At 56.1% G+C, this 18,873-nt stretch carries 15 protein-coding genes; 3 read left to right on the forward strand and 12 right to left on the reverse strand.

The window, feature by feature from the left end; translation table 11 throughout:
* Window positions 1-100: 100 nt before the first annotated feature.
* From AC790_RS24285 to AC790_RS14245, 4 genes are all read right to left on the reverse strand, one after another.
* Window positions 101-397, reverse strand: a complete 297-nt coding sequence (locus AC790_RS24285) for a YbdD/YjiX family protein (protein WP_072093429.1) — start codon at window positions 395-397, stop codon at window positions 101-103.
* Entirely contained in the window at window positions 390-2,456 is a 2,067-nt protein-coding gene (locus AC790_RS14235; RefSeq protein ID WP_049852202.1) for a carbon starvation CstA family protein, read from the reverse strand. The genes AC790_RS24285 and AC790_RS14235 overlap by 8 nt, the downstream gene beginning before the upstream one ends.
* A gap of 184 nt (window positions 2,457-2,640) precedes the next feature.
* Complete coding sequence (locus tag AC790_RS14240; RefSeq protein WP_049852203.1) at window positions 2,641-4,575, reverse strand: exoribonuclease II; 1,935 nt, start codon at window positions 4,573-4,575, stop codon at window positions 2,641-2,643.
* A 124-nt stretch (window positions 4,576-4,699) separates the two neighbouring features.
* Window positions 4,700-7,006, reverse strand: coding sequence for an FdhF/YdeP family oxidoreductase (locus AC790_RS14245; RefSeq protein WP_049852204.1), 2,307 nt, complete (start codon window positions 7,004-7,006; stop codon window positions 4,700-4,702).
* A gap of 244 nt (window positions 7,007-7,250) precedes the next feature.
* On the opposite strand from AC790_RS14245, the gene AC790_RS14250 reads away from it, so the two are divergent.
* Together AC790_RS14250 and AC790_RS14255 are read left to right on the forward strand one after the other, a co-directional pair.
* A complete protein-coding gene (locus AC790_RS14250; protein WP_049852205.1) occupies window positions 7,251-8,840 on the forward strand; it encodes a PTS transporter subunit EIIC in 1,590 nt (529 codons plus the stop codon).
* A gap of 79 nt (window positions 8,841-8,919) precedes the next feature.
* Complete coding sequence (locus AC790_RS14255) at window positions 8,920-9,816, forward strand: LysR family transcriptional regulator (protein WP_007892450.1); 897 nt, start codon at window positions 8,920-8,922, stop codon at window positions 9,814-9,816.
* Here the strand turns inward: AC790_RS14255 and AC790_RS14260 are convergent.
* From AC790_RS14260 to sapA, 7 genes are all read right to left on the reverse strand, one after another.
* On the reverse strand, window positions 9,813-10,934 hold the full coding sequence (locus tag AC790_RS14260) for an oxidoreductase (protein ID WP_049852206.1): 1,122 nt from the start codon (window positions 10,932-10,934) through the stop codon (window positions 9,813-9,815). The genes AC790_RS14255 and AC790_RS14260 overlap by 4 nt on opposite strands.
* Window positions 10,935-11,131: 197 nt before the next feature.
* Complete coding sequence (gene fabI, locus AC790_RS14265) at window positions 11,132-11,920, reverse strand: enoyl-ACP reductase FabI (RefSeq protein WP_007892455.1); 789 nt, start codon at window positions 11,918-11,920, stop codon at window positions 11,132-11,134.
* Window positions 11,921-12,059: 139 nt separating this feature from the next.
* Window positions 12,060-12,863, reverse strand: coding sequence for a putrescine export ABC transporter ATP-binding protein SapF (gene sapF, locus AC790_RS14270; protein ID WP_007892457.1), 804 nt, complete (start codon window positions 12,861-12,863; stop codon window positions 12,060-12,062).
* A gap of 2 nt (window positions 12,864-12,865) precedes the next feature.
* The gene (sapD, locus tag AC790_RS14275) at window positions 12,866-13,861 is read right to left on the reverse strand and encodes a putrescine export ABC transporter ATP-binding protein SapD (protein WP_007892458.1); all 996 of its coding nucleotides are present in this window, start codon (window positions 13,859-13,861) and stop codon (window positions 12,866-12,868) included.
* A complete protein-coding gene (gene sapC / locus AC790_RS14280) occupies window positions 13,861-14,751 on the reverse strand; it encodes a putrescine export ABC transporter permease SapC (protein ID WP_007892460.1) in 891 nt (296 codons plus the stop codon). The genes sapD and sapC overlap by 1 nt, the downstream gene beginning before the upstream one ends.
* Window positions 14,738-15,703: a putrescine export ABC transporter permease SapB gene (sapB, locus tag AC790_RS14285; protein ID WP_007888087.1), complete on the reverse strand. Its 966-nt coding sequence runs from the start codon at window positions 15,701-15,703 to the stop codon at window positions 14,738-14,740. The genes sapC and sapB overlap by 14 nt, the downstream gene beginning before the upstream one ends.
* Before the next feature lie 2 nt (window positions 15,704-15,705).
* Window positions 15,706-17,328, reverse strand: a complete 1,623-nt coding sequence (gene sapA, locus AC790_RS14290) for an ABC transporter substrate-binding protein SapA (RefSeq protein WP_049852207.1) — start codon at window positions 17,326-17,328, stop codon at window positions 15,706-15,708.
* Window positions 17,329-17,498: 170 nt separating this feature from the next.
* Here sapA and AC790_RS24935 point away from each other — a divergent pair, with 170 nt between their 5' ends.
* On the forward strand, window positions 17,499-17,747 hold the full coding sequence (locus AC790_RS24935) for a hypothetical protein (RefSeq protein ID WP_152929131.1): 249 nt from the start codon (window positions 17,499-17,501) through the stop codon (window positions 17,745-17,747).
* Window positions 17,748-17,792: 45 nt separating this feature from the next.
* Here AC790_RS24935 and pspF read toward each other — a convergent pair whose 3' ends face one another.
* Window positions 17,793-18,791, reverse strand: a complete 999-nt coding sequence (gene pspF, locus AC790_RS14295; protein WP_049852280.1) for a phage shock protein operon transcriptional activator — start codon at window positions 18,789-18,791, stop codon at window positions 17,793-17,795.
* Window positions 18,792-18,873 lie beyond the last annotated feature (82 nt).

An 18,873-nucleotide genomic window follows, 5' to 3' on the forward strand; every position in this document is an offset into this window, starting at 1 on the left:
TATTCAACCTCCTGAGCCAGCACAAGATGCAATCTTAATATATTTTTGTTTTTATTAAAGAATGGCACGAAAAAGCCCCGATAAACGGGGCTGAAAAGCGTTAGCAAGGACACTTGCCGAGTTTGCCTGGCTGGCTGGGAAAACGCGCATCGAGGCAGTGTCGGTGGAAAGCCCGTTCATTCATCGGTGCGATGTCTGGATGATGTTCACGCATATGCTTCAGATAAGTTTGATAGTCATGAACGCCGACCATTAAGCGAAAGCTCTGCTGCAAACCCTGCCACAGTCGCTGCCAGCGCGTAAGAGTTTGCCCAGCCGGGGCGGATGCTATCGGTAAGCATTGCTGAATGTGCCACGCGCCACGCGGTTTTCTCCAATGGAAAATGGACTCAGACATTTCGCACCTCTTTACGCAGAGAGATCTCAGATTCGTGGGTAGTCGGTACTGCGCTGTTAAGTGCCCGACGAATCACGAAGAAGGCGGCAACCAGCATGGTGACCGCCACCAGCATGAAGAAGGCGCACAGGGCCGCGTTAATTTGATTGCTAAACACGATGGTTTGCATATCGGCGACCGTTTTCGCCGGGGCAATGACAATCCCATCATCAATGCCTTTACGGAATTTATTGGCCTGAGCGAGGAAGCCAATCGAGGGCTTCTCATGGAAAATCTTCTGCCAGCCAGCGGTCATTGAGGTAATAAACAGCCAGGCGGTGGGTAAAATTGTTACCCATGCGTAGCGCTGCTTTTTCATCTTGAACAGCACCACGGTGCCGAGAATCAACGCCATTGACGCCAGCATCTGGTTGCCGATGCCAAACAGCGGCCACAGCGTATTAATGCCACCGAGCGGATCGACCACGCCTTGATAGACAAAGAAGCCCCAGCCAGCGACAGCGACAGTGGTGCCAGCCATATTGCCCAGCCATGAACGGTTATTGGCCATGGACGGCACCACGGTGCCCACCAGGTCCTGCACCATAAACCGGCAGGCGCGCGTACCGGCATCAACCGCAGTAAGAATAAACAGCGCTTCAAACAGAATGGCGAAGTGATACCAGAACGCCATCATGGCGCGGCTGTTAAACACTTCGGTAATAATATGCGCCATGCCCACCGCGAAGGTTGGCGCGCCACCGGCACGTGACAGAATGGTGCTTTCACCCACGTCGCGCGCGATGCCGCTTAGCATCTCTGGCGTCACCACAAAGCCCCAGCCGTTAATCGCCTGCGAGGCGCTTTCCACCGTGGTGCCAATCAGCGCGGCAGGGGAGTTCATGGCAAAGTAGACGCCTGGATCGAGCACCGAGGCGCAAATCAGCGCCATGATCGCCACGAACGACTCCATCAACATCGCGCCATAGCCGATAAAGCGAATATGACTTTCGCGCTCCACCAGTTTCGGCGTGGTTCCGCTCGAGACCAACGCGTGGAAGCCGGAAATCGCGCCACAGGCAATGGTAATAAACAGGAACGGGAACAGTGCGCCGGAGAATACCGGGCCGGTACCATCAATAAATTTGGTGACGGCGGGCATCTTCATTTCAGGCATGGCAAACAGAATGCCAATCGCCAGACCAATGATGACGCCGATTTTCAGGAAGGTAGAGAGATAATCGCGCGGCGCCAGCAGCAACCACACCGGCAGCGAAGAGGCGATAAAACCGTAGATTACCAGCACCCACGTCAGCTCCGTGCCTTTCAGGGTAAACAGCGGGCCCCAGTAAGGGTCGGCTGCCACGTTGCCGCCGTAAATGATCGCCGCCATCATTAGAACGAAGCCAATGATCGACACTTCCGCAATTTTCCCCGGTCGCAGGAAGCGCATATACACGCCCATAAACAGCGCAATGGGAATGGTTGCGGCAATAGTGAACAAGCCCCACGGACTATTTGCTAACGCTTTTACCACCACCAGCGCCAGTGCGGAGAGGATGATGATCATCACGCCCAACGCGCCAAGCATGGTAACCACACCGGCGAAGGATCCGAGCTCCTGGCGCGCCATCTCACCCAGTGAACGTCCATCACGACGCGTCGAGATAAACAGAATCAGGAAGTCCTGCACCGCGCCGGCAAACATGACGCCCACCAGAATCCAGATGGTGCCGGGCAGAAAACCCATTTGCGCCGCGAGAATCGGCCCAACCAGCGGCCCCGCACCGGCAATCGCCGCAAAGTGGTGGCCGAACAGCACCCATTTATTGGTGGGAACGTAATCGAGACCGTCACTGAGGCGCTCCGCCGGCGTAAGTCGACGATCGTCCAGTTCAAAGATGCGCTTTGAAATAAACAGGCTGTAGAAGCGGTAGGCAATGCTGTAGCAGGCGACGGAGGCAATGACCAGCCAGACAGCGTTGACATGCTCGCCGCGGCTGAGCGCCAGCATGGCAAACGCGCCCGCGCCAATTAACGCCACCGCTAACCAGATCAATCTGGTTTTGACGTTGTTCATGAGTTAACTCCTTGTAGGGACCGGGAAAAGAGGCGATCGAATACAACAAGTTAAAAGTAATGTAATGAATTGTTAACGACAGGCGAAGGCGTTAGAAATGTGAAGCGGAATGCAAATTTAACATTTGCTAAAGCGGGCGAAGAGAAATGCGGGATAACGGCTGTTATCCCGCAGGTTTTCATGCTCAGGCGGCGGGACGAGCCACCACGCTGCGTGTTTCCATGCGCACTTCGGCGATGGTCACATCAATGATGTCAGTAACGCGGTAAGCCACTTCACCTTTAATCTGAACGGTGCCGCTCTCCTGCGAGCACACCAGTTCATCACGCACCGCGTGGATGAATGGTGCAGGGATAAAGGCAACCGCGCCATTTTCCTGCAAACGAACGCGCATACCGCCGCGCGACACGTCGATAACTTCGGCGCTGAATTTGCGGTCGGTGCCAGCAAATGGCGACAGGAAACGTGCATAGAGCCAATCACCCACATCGCGTTCTGCCATACGGTTCAGGCGACGACGCTCGCTCATGATCGTCGTCAGCTCATCCTGCGGACGGGCGATGCTGTCACCGCGCACAATCGCTTTCAGCAGACGATGGTTGATCATGTCACCAAACTTACGAATCGGCGATGTCCAGGTCGCGTAGGCGTCGAGGCCGAGGCCAAAGTGCGGGCCAGGCTCAGTGCCGACTTCCGCAAAGGACTGGAAGCGACGAATGCGGCTATCAAGATACTGCGTTGGCTGCGCATCGAGTTCACGACGCAGCTGACGGAAGCCTTCCAGCGTGGTAATTGCCTGCGGATCAACGGTGATACCGTGTCCCGCCAGCACGCCAGCGGCCTGCTCAGCATTCGCCAGATCAAAGCCGGTATGCAGGTTGTAGATACCGAAGCCCAGCTTCTCCTGCAGCACGTTGGCGGCACAGACGTTAGCCAGAATCATTGACTCTTCTACGATGCGGTTAGCGATGCGACGTGGCTCGGAGATGATATCCAGCACTTCGCCTTTCTCGCCCAGCACGAAGCGGTAGTCCGGACGATCTTTAAACACCAGCGCATGGGTTTGACGCCACTCGCTGCGCGCCAGGCAAACCTGATGCAGCAGGCGAATCTGCTGGGCAATCGCCTCGTTCTCTGGCTGCCAGCTGCCGCTATTTTCCAGCCAATCGGAGACCTCGTCATAAACCAGTTTGGCTTTCGATTCGATCCACGCGGCGAAGAAGTGCACATCGTCAGCCAGGCTGCCATCTTTCAGTACCGTTACGCGGCACGCCAGCGCCGGACGACGCTCGTTCGGACGCAGTGAACAGACGTTGTCAGAAAGCTCGCGCGGCAGCATTGGAATGTTGAAGCCCGGCAGATAGTTGGTGAAGGCGCGTTTTGACGCCAGCTTATCCAGCTCGCTGCCTTCCGGCACGTAAGCGGTAGGATCGGCGATAGCGATGGTCAGCGAAAGATTGCCGTCGGCGGTCTCTTCCACATACAGCGCATCATCCATATCCTGGGTGCTGGCGCTGTCGATGGTGACGAAGTTCAGGGCTGTCAGATCTTCACGCTGCAGATTCTCATCAATCATCTCACCAAAACCGACGTCGGGTGCCTGACGTTCGAGGTTGTGACGCGACAGCGTCACCCACCACGGCGCGAGGTGATCGTCCGCAGTGACAATGAATTCGGTCAGTTCGGCATAGAAACCGCGATCGCCCTTCAGCGGATGACGGCGCATTTCCGCCACCGCCCAATCGCCGTTCTGGAAATCGTGGGACACGCTACGATCGGCGCGACACTGAATCGCATCTTTCAGCAGCGGATGATCCGGTACAATCGACAGGCGATCGTCCTTCTTTTGTACGCGGCCGACAAAGCGGGTCAGGAACGGCTCAACCAGGGTTTCCGGCTCGGCACTCTCGCGGTCTTTATCGGTGTGGATCACGGCTGAAATACGGTCGCCGTGCATCACTTTCTTCATCTGCGGTGGCGGAATGAAGTAGCTTTTTTGGGCATCAACTTCAAGGAAGCCAAAGCCTTTTTCCGTACCTTTAACAACACCTTCGACGCGCGGAGTCTGCGCGTGAAGCTTCTCTTTAAGCTGCGCGAGCAGCGGATTATCCTGGAACATAATTTATATAGTTTCGTGGCCTAAGAGCGGCTGACAGTTTTACGCGAATCGGGTGCGCGCGGCAAGGCCAAAACAGGCTAAAAAGCCGCTTTACGCGGCTTTTTACCTTCTGATAACGCTTTGGTCAGGCGATACGTTGCGAGGGTACGGCGGCGGTTAATGCCAGCTTAACCGGCACCGATTTTGAGGTCGGCGTGCCACTGCCGTCGCCGAAGCTGGAAAGCGGCACCAGCGGGTTAGTTTCCGGATAATAAGCGGCGAGGTTACCGCGCGGAATATTGTAAGGCACCAGCTTGAAACCACTGACGCGACGCGTCAAACCGTCATTCCACAGCGTTTCAATATCCACCAACTGGCCTTCGGTGAAGCCCAGCGATGCCATATCCTCCGGATGAATAAACACCACTTCGCGCTGACCGTACACGCCGCGATAGCGATCGTCGAGGCCATAAATGGTGGTGTTGTACTGATCGTGGGAGCGCAGAGTTTGCAGCGTGAACGGCACGGCAACATCACCCAGCTGTGGAAACAGCGAGGTTGGCAGTGCCGCTGCGCTGAACTCGGCTAATTTGCTCGGCGTGTTGAAGCGCAGTTCGGCCGCGGCGCTGCCCAGATAGAATCCGCCTGGGATGTCACATTTGTTATTGAAATCAGCAAAGCCCGGAATCGTCGCCGCAATGTGATCGCGAATCAGATCGTAGTTGCCCGCCATCGCCAGCCAGTCGATTTTATCGCTGCCTAAGGTTGCATGCGCAATGCCCGCAACAATCGCGGTTTCGGAACGCTGCGTCTCGGCCAGCGGAATGCCCACGCCTTCAGAGGCGTGCACCATGCTGAAGGAGTCTTCGACGGTAATATATTGATTGCCGCTCGCCTGGCGATCGCGCTCGGTGCGGCCCAATGTCGGCAGAATCAACCCTTCATGGCCCGGCACCAGGTGGCTGCGGTTCAGTTTGGTGCTGATGTGCACCGTCAAACCGCAGTGCTGCAACGCCTCTTCGGTGACCGGTGAATCCGGTGCTGCCGCAGCAAGGTTACCGCCCAGCGCAATCAGCACTTTCACTTCGTCACGCAGCATCGCATTCAACGCTTCAACGGTGTTGTGGCCATGCTCGCGTGGCGGCTCGAAATCAAAATGTGCGCCCAGTGCATCGAGGAACGCCTTGCTCGGCTTCTCATCAATCCCCATGGTGCGGTTGCCCTGCACGTTACTGTGGCCGCGTACCGGACACAGGCCAGCGCCTTTTTTGCCCAGTTGACCAAACAGCAGCTGCAGGTTGGTGATTTCGCGAACGGTATCGACCGAATGTTTGTGCTGGGTGATGCCCATTGCCCAGGTAACGATGACGCGTTCGGCACTTTGATAAATGGCCGCTGCTTCACGAATCTGCGTTTCGCTCAGGCCCGATTGGCGCACAATATCATCCCAGCGGGTGTTATCCACCGCGGCAAGATACTCTTCGATGCCTTGCGTGTTGGCATCGATAAAGGCTTGATCGAAAATACCTTTCTCACCGGCGGTCAAACGCGCACGCTGCACTTCCAGCAGCGTTTTCACCATGCCACGAATCGCCGCCATATCGCCACCAAGGTTGGGCTGGTAATAGGCAGAACTAATCGTGCCAGCCATCGAGGTGACGATCTCCAGCGGCTTCTGCGGATCGGCAAAACGCTCAAGTCCGCGCTCACGTAAGGTATTAAAGGTGACGATTTTCGCGCCGTGATCGGCAGCGTGACGCAGGCTGTGCAGCATACGTGGATGGTTGGTGCCTGGATTCTGGCCCAAGACGAAAATCGCGTCTGCGTGATCGAAATCATCCAGACGAATGGTGCCTTTGCCCACGCCGATGCTGCGCTTTAGGCCAGTACCACTGGCTTCGTGGCACATGTTGGAGCAGTCAGGGAAGTTATTGCTGCCCATCACGCGACCAAACAGTTGATAAAGCCATGAGGCTTCATTGCTGGCGCGGCCGGAGGTATACAGCTCCATCTGATTCGGATGGTCCATCGCCTGCAAATGGTGTGCAATGAGCGCAAAGGCATCATCCCAGCTAATCGGCTCGTAATGGTCGGTCGCGCTGTTATAGCGCATTGGGTGGGTCAAGCGTCCCTGATATTCGAGGAAATAGTCACTTTGCTGATACAGGGTGCTTACGCTGTGCTGGGCGAAGAATTCAGGCTCAACTACACGACGTGTCGCTTCCCACGTCACCGCTTTGGCGCCGTTTTCACAGAAGCTGAAGGTGCTTTTGTTGTCATCGCCCCATGCACAACCTGGGCAGTCGAAACCGCGCGCTTTGTTCATACGCATCAGATTACGCATGTTTTTCAGCGCCGCTTTGCTATCAAGGACAAAACGGGTGGTGGCTTCCAAAGAACCCCAGCCGCCCGCCGCCGCGCGATAGGGTTGAATCTTACGTTTAAATTTCATAGTTGCAGGCTTATTTGTTTATGAGTTGTTATCAGAATATGTCTTCTGTTAGCGGGAAGTGTGCGACTCTCCTTAAAAGTTGTCTAATTGATTGGTTTAATGGTGCGATAGGCGGCGTTTATCGCAACATGCGTGTAAAGCGTGACCTAAATCAAACTTTCCCGGCTGATAAGGGCCGGCGGTTACGCGTTGCTGAGATAACTGACTAATAATTGCTCTTTCCATTCTGAAAAGGGCATGCAGCATGAAGAGTCTGGCCAGCCAAATTCACGCCTTCGGTAAAGCCTTAATGATGCCGATCTCGGTGATCGCCGCCGCAGGGATCTTCCTTGGGTTAGCCGCGGCGATGCAAAATCCTGCCATCACCGGTGATGCCTTCGCCAATCTGCAGGTACCGCAACTGATCATTGGCTTTATCCGCAAAGTGGCGGGCGCGCTGTTCGCCAATCTGCCGCTGTTCTTTGCGGTAGCCAGCGCTATCGGACTGGCAAAAGCCGAGAAGCCCACCGCCGCATTCGCCGCTGTCATTGGCTATATCGCCATGAACGTCGGCATCAGCGCCACGCTGGCGTCGAAAGGGCTGACGGCGGCGACCACCACGCCAGAAGCGCTGCAGAAAACGGGCATGGACCAAACCGCGGCGATGATGACCTCGGCTGAATACATCGACATGCTTGGCATTTTTACCTACAACATGAGCGTGCTGGGCGGCGTGATTGCTGGCTTGATTACTGTGTTGCTGCATAACCGTTTCTATACTCAGCAACTGCCTACGGCGATCAGCTTCTTTGGCGGACGGCGCTTTGTGCCGATCGTTACCGTGGTGGTGTTGCCGCTAATTGGCGTGCTGCTGGCGCTGATTTGGCCGACCATTGGGGAAGGTATTGCGTGGGTGGGCCTGATGATCGGTAAAAGTGGGCAGTATGGCGCGTTCCTGCTGGGTACCAGCGAGCGCTTACTGATTCCCACCGGTTTGCATCACATCCTCAACGAAACCGTGCGCTTTACGCCCATTGGCGGCATGGCAACGGTCGATGGGCAAAGCATTGTCGGGGCGTTGAACATCTTCAACACCTCGCTAACGCATCCCGGCGCCATTCCAGATGAGACGGTACGCGGCGCCACACAGTTCCTCGCTCAGGGCAAGATTCCGGTCATGATGTTTGGTTTACCCGCTGCCGCGCTGGCGATTTACCACACCGCGCGGCCCGAGCATAAACAGCGCGTCAAAGCGCTGGTGCTGGCCGGCGCGCTGACTTCATTTACCACCGGCATCACCGAGCCGCTAGAGTTCTGTTTCATCTTCGTGTCGCCGGTGCTGTATATCTTGCATGCGCTGTTAACTGGCCTGTCGTTTATGCTGATGTCGATGCTGCAGCTGATGATTGGCAACGTGCAGGGCGGCGCGATCGATTTGGTGGTGTTCGGCATCCTCGGCGGCAGCAAAACCCATTGGTGGTGGACGATTGCCCTCGGCGTGATTTATGTGCCGATCTATTACTACGGCTTCCGTTTTGTCATCACCCGCATGCGCGTGGAGACGCCGGGACGCGAATCTGATGAAAAGCAAAAACCTGAATTGGTAGCGGCCGATGAACGCACTAAGGTCATCATCAGCGGACTCGGTGGTGAGGCCAATATAGAGGATGTCGATTGCTGCTTCACGCGACTGCGGGTGCGGGTGAAACAGATGAATGAAGTGGTTGATCAAACCTTGCTGACCACCGGTGCCAACGGTATCAATCGCGTCAGCGAACACGATGTGCAGGTGATTTATGGCCCGCAGGTCGAGAAGATTGCCAACGACGTCAAAACTGCTCTCGGCGTGGCGTAACAACCTGCCGCTGCGCGGGCCTTCAGCGCAGCGGCATTCGCCATGATACACTGTTGTTTTCCAGCCAATTCTGCTTTCCATGGACATCAAACAATTAATCTACCTCACTAATCTGGAGCGCGAGCGCCACTTTGGTCGTGCAGCCGAAGCCAGTTTTGTCAGCCAGCCGACGCTGTCGATGCGTCTGAAAAACCTTGAGCGCGAATTAGGCCTTTCGCTGATTAACCGCAGCAATAATTTCGATGGCTTCACGCCAGAGGGCGAACGCGTGCTGACGTGGGCGCGGGAGATTGTCTCGGTGTATCAGGGTTTGAAGCTGGAAGTTGAATCGCTTAAGCATGGCGTCAACGGCACGTTGCGGCTGGGCGTCATGCCGCAGTGCAGCGTGGCGCTGCCGGCGCTGTTGAAGGCGGTGGAAGTGCGCTACCCGCAGCTCGACTATCGCGTTTCGGCGATGAGCGCTGACCAACTGCTGGAAGCGCTCAACAGCCATACCGTGGACGGCGGTATCGGGTTCTTTGAACTGACGTCACTGCGTGAGCTGCACTTCCAGACGGCACTGCTGAAAGATCCCGGCGTGGAAGCCCTGTTTAATCCGGCGCATTTTCCGGCGTTGCTGCAGCAGGAAACCATCACGCTCTCTACACTCGCCAGCCAGCCGCTGTGCCTGGCCGAACCGACGCGCTATTTTCGCCGCTATCTCGACGGGCAACTGCGAGAAACCGGTCTGATCCCACGCGTTATCGTCGAAAGCGCCTCAATTATGCAGCTGTTGCAAAGTGCGCAGGTAGGATTGGGGGTGATGGTTTCGCCGTGCGGCCATCTGTTGCCGGAGCTGATGCAGAATCTGGCGCGGCGGCCAATTGATATCGCGCCGATGGGGCGTCAGGCGGCGCTGGTGATTGCCGAGCCGGGCAGAGCATCGCCGCTGGCTCAGCATTTCTTTGATGAAGCGCGCCGGCATCTACCCGATTAACGGGTTTCGCCGAGCGCCATCAGCACGCGATCCTGCCAGCTGGCAAAGGCTACCGCTTGTAACAGCGTGAAGATGCGTTCGGTGCCCCAGCCAGCATTTAACAGCGGCTGCAGGTGCGCAGCGCTAAAGCGGTCGGGCAGGCGAGTTAACTGGGCGCTGAGGGAAATCACCGGCGAGGTGTTTCCGGCGCGCTCGATATCCTGCACTAGCGCCGTGCGCCATTCACCTGCCAGCAGATCAAACTGGCGTCGACACCCCAGCACGCGCGCGCTAACTGCCTGCGCCAGCGCTTCATCCTGCGCAAAATGTTCGCTAAGCCGCTGCTTCAGAGTAGCGAAGCCGTACAACGCTTGCGCATCCTGCACCAGCAGCCACGTTGCTTCATCCAAACCCTCAATGCCCTGACAGAACGTCACGGCGGCCAGCTGTTCGGCGCTGGCATAGCGCAATTCAACCGGTTTTAACGCTGGTTGCCAGTCGGCGGAGTGGGCAAACAGGTCGGCGTTGGCATCTGGCGGCGGAGAAACACCCGGAATCCAGCGCACCGGCAAGCCCATCATCGCCTGCAGCGACGCCACTACGCGCGACTGATAACTGACATAGCCCACCAGTTGGTTGAGCGTGACGATATCGGGCTCGGTTAATCCCACCGCATCCAACGCGCTAATGCTGTTGCGGGTAATCAGCTCCGGCTGCATCGCTAGCTGGCGCGCATATTGGGTAATTTGTGTCAGGCGATTATTGCTTTCACGTGAAGAGTCCGGGCCGGGCAATGGATTTAGCCGGGCAGAGTAGTGATTGCACAAGCGCTGCACACCAGCGACCTGCGCCACCGTTAATGCAGTGCTGAGGCGATCGTACAGGGTTAACGTGTGCGTCAAACTGGTCGATAGCGTATCGGGAAACAGGATCTGACTCAGATCGCGCGCAGCCAACAGTGCAGGCTGAAAACGTGTCAGCAGCGGTTGTAACGCCGTGGCTTCCTGTTGCAAACCGAGCAGAAAACGGTCTTCGATATAGGCGGCTTCGGGCACCAGCGGTGCGGTAGCGGTAGTATTCGGGCGAGTCTGGCTTTCATAAAACCAGTGGTCATGGCCGGGAGAACGGCGTTGTTCCATGGTCATTCCTTTCGCTAAAAACGGACTTGCTGCAGGGCGTGCGAATCTGAAAAGCAGGCGTGCAACAAAGGGCTAGCTTATCGTCGCTGAACGGCTGTCCACGGCAAAAGAATGATGGGGAATAATTAATAGCTTAGGAGTATAAGGGCGGGGGCTTTTTAAACAGGTCGCCAGCAATGGCGACCTGTGGATGAATCTTATTTCAGTTCCAGCTCGTTCATCGCGGCGATGCTGAAGCCGCCATCAACGTGTACCACTTCACCGGTGATACCACCCGCGAGGTCAGAACACAGGAAGGCCGCAGAGTTACCCACGTCTTCGATGGTCACGGTACGACGAATCGGGGTAACCGCTTCGCAGTGTGCCAGCATCTTACGGAAGTCTTTGATGCCTGACGCCGCCAGGGTACGGATTGGACCGGCCGACACGGCGTTAACGCGCGTGCCTTCTGGACCCATCGCGTTCGCCATGTAACGAACGTTGGCTTCCAGAGACGCTTTCGCCAGACCCATAACGTTGTAGTTAGGGATCGCGCGCTCTGCACCCAGGTAGGACAGGGTCAGCAGGGCAGAGTTAGGGTTCAGCATCGCACGGCACTCTTTAGCCATCGCGACAAAGCTGTAGGCGCTGATGTCGTGAGCGATTTTGAAGCCTTCACGGGTCACGGCGTTCACATAGTCACCATCCAGCTGATCGCCAGGCGCGAAACCGATGGAGTGAACGAAACCGTCAAATTTCGGCCAGGTTTTTGCCAGTTCGGTGAACAGCGCAGTGATGCTCTCGTCTTCGGCTACATCGCAAGGCAGAACAATGTCTGAACCCAGATCTTTAGCAAACTCTTCCACACGACTTTTCAGTTTGTCGTTCTGGTAGGTGAAAGCCAGTTCTGCGCCCTGTTTGTGCATCGCCTGCGCAATACCGTAGGCGATTGAGAGTTTACTGGCAACGCCAGTAATCAGAATGCGCTTACCGGAAAGAAAACCCATAGCTGTAATCCTTTTGGTCATTGTTGTTGGCGGTCGCGATGATTAAAAAATAGGCGACCGACGTTAATCACGTGCGAAGTCTAGCACGTCTCTATAAATGCGGTAAATCGCACCGCGTTTTCCGCGGTAACCTGCGCCATCAGCGTTCGCGTCGCCAGGCTTCTGCGGTTAAAGCTTCGCCAAAGTGGCTGGTGATCAGACGTTTGGTCAAATCGTGCAGCGGCGAGGCCAGTACATCGGCGGTACCGCCGCGTTCAACCACTTCGCCCTGATGCATCACCAGCACCTGATCGCTAATGTGCTTCATCATGCCGAGATGCTGCGTCACATAAATATAGGCGATGCCATGCTTCTCCTGCAGTTCCAGCATCAGGTTCACCAGCTGTGAACGCATGGTCATATCCAGCGAGGCGAGCGCCTCATCGGCAACGATCACTTTCGGCTGTAAAATCAGCGCTCGCGCCAGCGCCAGACGCTGCTTCTGTCCGGGCGCCAGCATATGCGGATAGTAACCGGCGTGATCGCGCAGCAAGCCCACTTGACGCAGCGTGGCGATGATGCGTTTTTCTCGCGCTTCATCATCCAATTCGGTATTCAGGCGCAGCGGGAAATCAAGAATCTGACTGATGCGCTGGCGCGGGTTGAGCGACGTAGAGGGATCCTGAAAAATCATGCGGATGCGCTGGCTGCGGTAACCGTAGTCACCGTACTCTAAAGGATGATCGTCAATCAGCATGTCCCCTGCGGTGGGTTCCACCATGCCGCTCAGCATTTTCGCCAGCGTCGATTTTCCGGAGCCATTTTCACCAATCACCGCCAGCGTCTGCTTCTCGCGTAGGGTAAAACTCACGCCTTTCACCGCTTCGACGTGCTGACGACGGAATAAACCGGTGCGATAGCGATAGGTTTTGCTCAGATTGCGCACTTCCAGCAAGGTTTCCATCGCTACTGGCTCTCCATATTCAACGGGAAGTGACAGGCGAACAGATGCGCTTTGTTGCCGGTCAGGCGCGGTGTTTCGATACATTTGCGCTGCGCATAGGGGCAGCGCGGGCCAAGGCGGCAGCCAATCGGAAGATGTTCCAGCGACGGAATAGCGCCTGAGAGCGTATTCAGCCGGCTTTTATGCGGCAGCGCGCTGCCAAAATCCGGCATCGCACGGATCAACGCCTGGGTATAAGGATGATGTGGCGTATCCATTAAATCTTCGCTCTGGGCGGTTTCAACCGTCTGTCCGCAATACATTACGTTAATGCGGTCGGCCCATTGGCTCATGGTGCGCAGGTCATGGCTGATCAGCAATATCGTGGTGTTGTTGTTTTGATTCAGGCGGCTCAGCAGGCGGAAAATCTGCGCCTGCGTCGTCGGCTCCATCGCATTGGTCGGTTCATCGGCAATCAACAAGCGCGGCTGATTGGCCAGCGCGATGGCGATCATCACTTTCTGGCATTCGCCGTCGGTCAATTCGTACGGAAAACTGCGCATGATGTCTTTGTGATCTTTAATGCCGACGCGGTGCAACAGCTCAATGGCGCGCACTTTACGCCAGAACCACAAACGCTGATACCAGCGGCCTTTGTGGGTCCAGCGCGGAATCGCCTGCATGAGTTGGCGGCCAATACTTTCCGAAGGATCGAGACAGGACTGCGGCTCCTGGAAAATCATCGATACGTTATGGCCGACAATACGTCGCCTTTCTCGCGGCGACAGGCGCAGGAGATCGATGTCGTCAAACACCATGCGATCGGCGGTGACGCGCCAGTTGTCTTTGGTGACGCCACAGATAGCTTTAGCAATCAGGCTCTTGCCCGATCCCGATTCACCTACCAGCCCACGCACTTCCCCTTCAGTGAGCGTTAGATTGATACGATCGACCGCTTTGACCGGACCGTCTGCGGTCATAAATTCAATGGTCAGGTTACGGATATCCAGTAGCGGCATTATTCAACTCCCGCTTCTACCGCGCGACGGATACCGTCGCCCAGCAGGTTAACGATCAATACGCTGACCATTAGCGCCACGCCCGGCAGCATCACCGTCCAGGGCGCGACGTAGATCAACTCCAGCGCGTCACCCAGCATCGCTCCCCATTCGGGTGAGGGCAGCTGCGCACCAAGATCGAGGAAACCGAGCGCGGCGATATCCAGAATCGCCATCGACAGCGAGCGGGTAAACTCACTCACCAGCAGCGGCAGCACGTTGGGCAGCACCGCGTTCCATAAAATATTCAGGTTGCGCGCGCCATCGAGGCGCAATGCCACCACATACTCTTTTTCCATCTCATCATGCACAGCAGTATAGATCTCGCGCACCAAACGTGGGATCAGCGCCAGAAACACCGCCAGCATCGCGTGTTCCAGCCGTGGACCAAGAAACGCCACCACGATAATCGCCAGCAGCAGCGAAGGAATTGACAGCAGCGTATCCAGCACGTGATTCATCACCGCTGAACGTACGCCGTGTGTGATCCCGGCAAATACGCCCAGCACCAGCGCGCAGACCGCCGCCAGCAGCGTCACCACCATCGCGGAACCGACGGTAGGCGCCACGCCGCTCAACAGGCGGCTTAAGACATCACGCCCGAGATCGTCAGTACCGAGGAAGAAGGAGACGTCGCCATAGCGCGACCACGACGGCGGCAGCAACTGATAACCGAGGAATTGCTGATCGATACCATACGGCGCCAGTAATCCCCCGAACAGGCACAGGAACAGCAGGATGCCAAAGCCGTACAAACCGACCATGCCGCTGGTGTCGCGGTACAGGCGCTGCCAGCTGCGACGCAGCGTGCTGGGCAGCCGCTTCTCGTCGTAGACATTATCTAAGGGCATACCATTCCTTATGTTTCAGCGGATTAAGCGCCGCACCGAGAATATCCGACAACACGCTAACCAAAATAACCAGCCCACCAACCACCATTACGCCGGCGGAGATTGCCGCGTAATCCTGCTGGCGAATGGCATTGATCAGCCAGCGGCCAATGCCTGGCCAGTTGAACACCACTTCGGTGATCATCGCTAACGTCAGCATGGTAGAGAACTGCAGGCCAAGACGCGGAATCACCGGCGGCAGCGCATTGTGCAGCACGTGCCGACGAATCACGGTGAGACGCGATAATCCGCGCGTGGCGGCGGCTTTAACGTAATTTTTGTCCATTACTTCGCTGGTGCTGCTGCGCAGTAAACGGATCATTTCGGTGGTAGGCGCAACCGCTAATACCACCACCGGCAAAATCATGTGCGTTAAGGCGCTCACCATCATTTCGTGGCGCCACGGCGAATGGCTCAGCCAGGCATCAATCAAGGCGAAACCGGTAACATTTTGCACTGGATAGAGCAGATCGAAACGCCCGGAAACCGGCAGCCAGCCGAGCGTTAATGAGAAGAACAGGGTGAAGAGCAGCGCCAGCCAGAACACCGGCATCGAGAACCCCAGCAGCGCCAGCGCACTGATGGCTTTATCCTGCCATTTTTTACGCATTACACCGGCGCAGATCCCCAGCGGAATGCCGACCAGCAGCGCCAGCATAAATGCCAGCACGCACAGCTCCAGCGTGGCGGGAAACACTTCGCGCAGCTGAATATCGATCGATTGGCCGTTGGTGCTAGAGACGCCAAAATCAAACTGCAGCAGGCCTTTAAACCAGAACCACCAGGCATCAAACAGCGAAGCACCTTCCAGCGGCGCGTTCGGCGTGAAGTAGCTCAGGCTAAAGCTCACCAGCGACAGCAAAAACAGGGTGATCAGCAGCAGCACCAGACGACGCAAAATATAGATGATCATGCTTACTCCTCGCTGCTCTCATCGCGGTAGACGCCAGCAAACGAGGCGTTACCAAACGGGCTCAGCACTAAGCCTTTAATATCATGGCGATAGGCCTGCAAGCGCAGTGAAGAGGCCAGCGGTAATACCGGCAGCTCCTGCGCTAAAATCTGCTGCGCTTTATCGTAGCTATCAATGCGCGCCGACAGCTGCTGCGACAACAGCGCATGTTGTAGGGATTCATCAAAAGCTGGCGAGCACCAGTGCGCATAGTTGGTCTGTGAACGGATGGCTGCGCAGCTCAATAGGGGCCGGAAAAAACTGTCGGGATCGTTACTGTCCGTGGCCCAGCCGGTTAGGGTGAGATCGTGATTCATCTCCATTAACTGCGCTTCCTGAAAGCGGCCTTCAACCGGTGCAATAGTCACGCGCACGCCAACCTGAGCCAAATCGGCTTGTAACAGTTCAGCGGTTTTTAGCGGGCTGGGATTCCATGATTGCGACGATGAGGGCACCACCAGGCGCAAATGCAGATTCTCCAGACCGAGCGCTTTCAGTGCTTCACGTGCTTTAGCCGGGTTGTATTCGGTGACGCGCGCATCGCTGTCGTAAGCCCAGGAGGCACGCGGCAAAATCGAGGCGGCGGTCTCTGCGGTACCGTAATAGATCGACTCCATCAGGCGTTCGTTATTGATCGCCAGCGCCAGCGCGTGACGCACCTCCGGGCGATCGAGCGGCGGCTTGCGCGTATTAAACGCCAGATAGGCGATGTTCATGCCGGGGCGCAGCGTCATGCGCAGACGCGGGTCATCGCGCAAGATGCTCAGCTGGCTGGCGGCAGGATAGGCCAGCACATCGCATTCGCCGGTCAGCAGTTTGGATAAACGTCCGGTACCGCCGACGCCGAGATCAATCACCACCTGCTGCAGGCGCGGAACGCCTTTCCAGTACTGCGGATTACGCGCCAGCCGCAGATATTGTCCGGTGCGGTATTCACTCAGCTGGAACGGACCGGTGCCGACCGGTTCACGATCCAGCTGCTCCTGCTGGCCCTTAGCGCTGAGATTGTTGGCGTATTCCTGTGACAGAATCGGCGCGTAATGCGTGGCGATATGCCAGAGGAAGGAGGCGTCCGGGCTGTTGAGGCGAATCTCAACCGTATCGCTGTCGAGCTTCTTGACGCTCTGCACCGAATCGGCGAACTGCAGGCTATCAAAATAAGGATAGCTACCACCGTTAACGTTATGCCACGGATGCTTGCGGTCGAACATGCGCGCAAAGCTGAACACCACATCATCGGCGTTCATTTTGCGCGTTGGTTTAAACCAGTTGGTGTGCTGGAAGGCGACATCTTTGCGCAGGTGAAAACGGTAGGTGGCGCCGTTATCGCGCACTTCCCAGCTCTGGGCGAGGTCAGGAATTAGCCGATAGGTGTAAGGATCCACGTCGAGCAGACGGTCATAGAGCTGCGCCGCCAGCGTATCAACCACTAAGCCGCTACTCACCATTTGTGGATTAAAGGTATTGACCGTGCCGTTAACACAATAGACAAAACCGCTGTTGCGGATGTTGTCGGTTGGCGCGGCCCACGCTGACGCACTCATCATGCTGAGACCAAGCAGCAGAGAAGGGAATAATTTTGGCATAGAACTCAACGATTCTGAGGCAATAGCGAGAGTGTATCGCAAAGGTCTCGTACTCCCCAAATTCGCGACACTTCTGCTGTGTTTTTCGTCAAAGTGGCGATGGGGTAATCACATTGTTAGTGTGGAAATGAGAAAAATTCTCAATTAGGGCTTTACAGATGATAATAAGAATGATTATTATTCTTCTGCGCTTCGACGGTGGCTCTACCGAAGAAGAGCACGACATTGCTCACATTGCTTCCAGTATTAGTTGCCCGCACTCTGTTGCGGGCTTTTTTTCGTCCTGTTTCAAGCGGCTGCTGCGTTGGCTGCGCTCGTCCACCCTGGTCACATACTTATGTATGTTCCCAGGGATGTCCTCGCTTGCCGCCTTGCTTCCGCTCGAAACAGTTAGAAAAAAACACTGTGCGGTTCGCTAAAAAAAAACAATTCAATACGTAGGGGCGCCATTTATGGCGACCTGACTAATCCTCGTCGCGCGCCTGAATACCATGCTTTTTCATCATGGCGCGCAGCTGATGGTAAGTAACGCGTAATAGCTCAGCAGCACGGCGCTGATTGTATTTGGCCTGCTGTAAGCTTGCCTCAACTAACTCTCGCTCCTGCTGGTTTTGCCATTGGCGTATATCCAGCGGCAGGGAAGGTAGGGTGCTGATTGCGGGTTCAGTGAGGGTATCGGGTGGCGGATTACGCGGGGCGAAGGGATTAATGATGATATTGTCCAGTTCGTCTTCGGCACTATGATGACGATAAACCGAACGCTCGACCACATTCTTCAATTCGCGCACGTTACCCGGCCAGCTGTGATTCAGCAGCGTCAGCTGCGCACGATCGCTGAAGCCAGGAAACAGCGGCAAGCCCAGCTCGCGGCACATCTGGATAGCGAAATGATTGGCCATCACCAGAATATCGCTACGCCGCTCACGTAGCGGCGGCAGCTGCACCACATCGAAGGCGAGGCGATCGAGCAGGTCGGCGCGGAACTTGCCGGCGGCGGCCAGCATCGGCAGGTCTTCGTTGGTGGCGCAGACTAATCGCACGTTCACCTGCAACGATTGATTGCCGCCGACGCGCTCCAGCTGCCCATACTCAATCACGCGCAACAGCTTTTCCTGTACCAGCATCGGCGCGGTGGCCAGTTCATCAAGAAACAGCGTGCCACCATCGGCACGCTCAAAGCGCCCCAGATGACGTTTCTGCGCACCGGTAAAGGCGCCAGCTTCATGACCGAACAGTTCAGAGTCGAGCAGGTTTTCATTCAGCGCGGCGCAGTTGAGGGAAACAAACGGGCCTTCCCAACGGTTTGACAGGTAGTGCAGACGGCTGGCGATCAATTCTTTACCCGTGCCGCGTTCACCAACCACCAGCACCGGCTTCTCCAGCGGCGCCAAACGCGATACCTGCTCCAGCACCTCAAGAAAGTTGTTGGACTCGCCTAACAGATTGTCTGAATTATTTGCCATGATGAAATTCGCCACTGATTAATCATTTTCACTACCTTAAGGGATGCGGTAGCGGATGTAAAATAAAAAAAGACTGTAAAAT

This window comes from Pantoea sp. RIT-PI-b (assembly GCF_001187905.1).
GTDB classification, from domain to species: domain Bacteria; phylum Pseudomonadota; class Gammaproteobacteria; order Enterobacterales; family Enterobacteriaceae; genus Pantoea; species Pantoea nemavictus.

What these genes read in the sequence shown, in the direction of transcription:
- AC790_RS14250 (WP_049852205.1), top strand. Translation starts at nt 7,251, where the DNA reads ATGAAGAGTCTGGCCAGCCAAATTCACGCCTTCGGTAAAGCCTTAATG.
- pspF (WP_049852280.1), bottom strand. Translation starts at nt 18,791, where the DNA reads ATGGCAAATAATTCAGACAATCTGTTAGGCGAGTCCAACAACTTTCTT.
- sapF (WP_007892457.1), bottom strand. Translation starts at nt 12,863, where the DNA reads ATGGAAACCTTGCTGGAAGTGCGCAATCTGAGCAAAACCTATCGCTAT.
- AC790_RS24285 (WP_072093429.1), bottom strand. Translation starts at nt 397, where the DNA reads ATGTCTGAGTCCATTTTCCATTGGAGAAAACCGCGTGGCGCGTGGCAC.
- AC790_RS14255 (WP_007892450.1), top strand. Translation starts at nt 8,920, where the DNA reads ATGGACATCAAACAATTAATCTACCTCACTAATCTGGAGCGCGAGCGC.
- fabI (WP_007892455.1), bottom strand. Translation starts at nt 11,920, where the DNA reads ATGGGTTTTCTTTCCGGTAAGCGCATTCTGATTACTGGCGTTGCCAGT.
- sapB (WP_007888087.1), bottom strand. Translation starts at nt 15,703, where the DNA reads ATGATCATCTATATTTTGCGTCGTCTGGTGCTGCTGCTGATCACCCTG.
- AC790_RS24935 (WP_152929131.1), top strand. Translation starts at nt 17,499, where the DNA reads ATGATTATTATTCTTCTGCGCTTCGACGGTGGCTCTACCGAAGAAGAG.
- AC790_RS14260 (WP_049852206.1), bottom strand. Translation starts at nt 10,934, where the DNA reads ATGGAACAACGCCGTTCTCCCGGCCATGACCACTGGTTTTATGAAAGC.
- AC790_RS14245 (WP_049852204.1), bottom strand. Translation starts at nt 7,006, where the DNA reads ATGAAATTTAAACGTAAGATTCAACCCTATCGCGCGGCGGCGGGCGGC.
- AC790_RS14240 (WP_049852203.1), bottom strand. Translation starts at nt 4,575, where the DNA reads ATGTTCCAGGATAATCCGCTGCTCGCGCAGCTTAAAGAGAAGCTTCAC.
- sapD (WP_007892458.1), bottom strand. Translation starts at nt 13,861, where the DNA reads ATGCCGCTACTGGATATCCGTAACCTGACCATTGAATTTATGACCGCA.
- sapC (WP_007892460.1), bottom strand. Translation starts at nt 14,751, where the DNA reads ATGCCCTTAGATAATGTCTACGACGAGAAGCGGCTGCCCAGCACGCTG.
- sapA (WP_049852207.1), bottom strand. Translation starts at nt 17,328, where the DNA reads ATGCCAAAATTATTCCCTTCTCTGCTGCTTGGTCTCAGCATGATGAGT.
- AC790_RS14235 (WP_049852202.1), bottom strand. Translation starts at nt 2,456, where the DNA reads ATGAACAACGTCAAAACCAGATTGATCTGGTTAGCGGTGGCGTTAATT.